The following is a 2,323-nucleotide window of genomic DNA, read 5'->3' on the forward strand; positions in this document are numbered from 1 at the left end:
TCTGCACACTTGAATTAACTTTTTAGAAGTACTAACCTATCGGTGAACAGAAGAAAATTCTGTAAAAAGAAAGGAGAATACTTTATGATGACCAAATTACAAAAGGAGTTTTTTAAACGCTTAGAAATTCCTGCAAAAGAAATAACATTTGATGATTTAGATGAAATTCTCTTGAAAATGGGAATGATTCTCCCCTATGAAAATCTTGATATTATGGCTGGTACTATTAAAAATATCTCAAAAGATAACTTAATAGAAAAGTTACTTATTCAAAAACGAGGTGGACTTTGTTATGAATTAAACTCCCTATTGTATTATTTTTTAATTGATTGTGGGTTTCAAGTATACAAAGTAGCCGGTACTGTTTATGACCTTTACGATAATAAATGGAAACCCGATGATGGTCATGTCATTATCATATTAAGTCATGAGGATAAAGATTATGTTGTGGATGCAGGTTTTGCATCTCATCTCCCTTTACATCCAGTCCCTTTTAACGGAGAAGTCATCTCCTCTCAAACAGGAGAATATCGAATTCGTAAGCGAAATACTCGAAAAGGTACGCATATTTTAGAAATGAGAAAAGGAGCTAACGGGGAATCTACAAGTTTCTTACAGTCTGAACCTTCAAACGAATGGAAAATAGGCTATGCTTTCACTGTAGATCCAATAGATGAGAAAAAAGTGAATAAGATTCAAAAAGTGATTGTAGAGCATAAAGAATCTCCTTTTAATAAAGGAGCTATCACTTGTAAATTAACTACTTATGGTCACATATCATTAACAAATAAAAATTATACAGAAACCTTTAAAGGCACCAAAAATAAACGACCAATAGAATCTAAAGATTATGCTCGCATTCTTCGTGACTCTTTTGGAATAACGCAAGAGAAATATGTAGGAAAAACACTAGAAAGAGGCTAGTTGACTACAAGTATTTCATAATAAAGCAGATTCTATATTTAGAATCTGCTTTATTTTATATTTTGTTATAAATTAATTTAATTTTGTTGTTACCCTTTAATTTTCAATTATATACTCATCATCATATTTATCGTATTGTAGCCCTTTCCCTATCTTTGACTCCGTAACTTGATCTTTTAAAAACGGTGCAGCATCCATTTTACTAGTTGCAATTTCAATTCCATATTTTTTCGTTAAATGAGCTAACTCTATTAAAAACCACTCTCTTCGCAATGTAACTGGAATATCCAATGTTTTTCTTTTCATATATAATAGCACCTCTTTTATTTTCATAGCTTAAAAATATCACTGGATGCACTTATTAAAACTACCTTTCACCGCTAACATCCAATGAAACATTATAGTATATGCATGTCCATTTCAAACGTGCTATCACAAATATGATATTTAAGTTTACATAATTATATTATGTAATAGTAGAAAAGGAAGGCATGTCCCTTCCCCTTCTACTATAGAGATTTAAATTAAGAACATCTTGGTACACCTAAAGCTAAAAATAAACCTGCTACTCCCGCAGTAATCGGTACTTTTAACGTAATAACATCATCTACCTTCGTTACTAAAAAGTAAGCATTACCTTCTTGTAATATACAAGTTACCAACAATTGAAATTCCATTCAAATCTCCTCCTTTCAATCGATATACTATAATTTATGAAATCTCTTTCAAAAAGTAATAGGAAATATATCCATTTTTCCTTATATATAAAATAAATGTTTATAAGTCTATTAAAAATATTAATTTTCTAAATTTATACAAACCGTGTAATATCCAATAAACTCCTATATAATCAATAAGAAGAATCTTACAAATGGAGGTATGAAAATGTCGATTTTAAGTAATATTGGTGCAGCTTTATTTTTTATTGCTTTTATTCTTTTAATCTTATGTATCATTTCATTCTTTAAGAAAAATGGAAAAGCAAAACAATATGGACGTCCTACCGTTATTCTTTTTATGATTTCTATTATATTAATAACGGCCGGTACAACAAAATCGGAACACCCCGTCGTCGAGTTTTTTTCTACTTTAAGTTTCATTCTATTTATATTCTTCCTTGTTCTAGCAATCTTATCTGTTATTAAGAAAACAGGTGTAGCGAAAAAACAATTTATTATTACAGCTGTATTATTTGTCATTTTTGTTGCGTTATTAGGTATTTCAGCTCCTTCTTCTGAAAAAACGACAGCAACTAGTACAAAAGTTGCCTCTAATAATGAAGAGCCAAAAGATAGCGAACAGAAAAAAGAGCTAGAAAAGAAAGAGGCAGACGAAAAAACTCAAAAGCAAGAAGATGAGAAGCGTCTAGCCGAAGAACAAGCTCGTAAGCAAGAGGATG

4 protein-coding genes are annotated in these 2,323 nt (G+C 30.5%); 2 read left to right on the forward strand and 2 right to left on the reverse strand.

Translation table 11 applies throughout. The features are described from left to right. The first annotated feature begins 84 nt into the window (after positions 1-84). The gene (locus ACQGSG_RS28400; RefSeq protein ID WP_000988427.1) at positions 85-924 is read left to right on the forward strand and encodes an arylamine N-acetyltransferase family protein; all 840 of its coding nucleotides are present in this window, start codon (positions 85-87) and stop codon (positions 922-924) included. Positions 925-1,020: 96 nt separating this feature from the next. On the opposite strand, the gene ACQGSG_RS28405 is transcribed toward ACQGSG_RS28400, so the two are convergent. Next, positions 1,021-1,230 carry a hypothetical protein gene (locus ACQGSG_RS28405; RefSeq protein ID WP_000824205.1) on the reverse strand — a complete coding sequence of 70 codons (210 nt, stop codon included), beginning with the start codon at positions 1,228-1,230 and terminating at the stop codon, positions 1,021-1,023. Between the two features lie 218 nt (positions 1,231-1,448). Continuing rightward, positions 1,449-1,601 (reverse strand): exosporium protein ExsG, encoded by a 153-nt coding sequence (gene exsG / locus ACQGSG_RS28410; protein ID WP_000395679.1) that lies wholly within the window; start codon positions 1,599-1,601, stop codon positions 1,449-1,451. A gap of 208 nt (positions 1,602-1,809) precedes the next feature. Here exsG and ACQGSG_RS28415 point away from each other — a divergent pair. Then, a partial coding sequence (locus tag ACQGSG_RS28415; protein ID WP_000025805.1) for a YfhO family protein occupies positions 1,810-2,323 on the forward strand: 514 nt, incomplete at its 3' end.

The organism is Bacillus sp. GMa5/1 (assembly GCF_050172015.1).
Classification (GTDB): domain Bacteria; phylum Bacillota; class Bacilli; order Bacillales; family Bacillaceae_G; genus Bacillus_A; species Bacillus_A cereus.

Excerpts from the sequence above, each read along its gene's own strand:
- ACQGSG_RS28400 (WP_000988427.1), top strand. The coding sequence starts at position 85 with ATGATGACCAAATTACAAAAGGAGTTTTTTAAACGCTTAGAAATTCCT.
- ACQGSG_RS28405 (WP_000824205.1), bottom strand. The coding sequence starts at position 1,230 with ATGAAAAGAAAAACATTGGATATTCCAGTTACATTGCGAAGAGAGTGG.
- exsG (WP_000395679.1), bottom strand. The coding sequence starts at position 1,601 with ATGGAATTTCAATTGTTGGTAACTTGTATATTACAAGAAGGTAATGCT.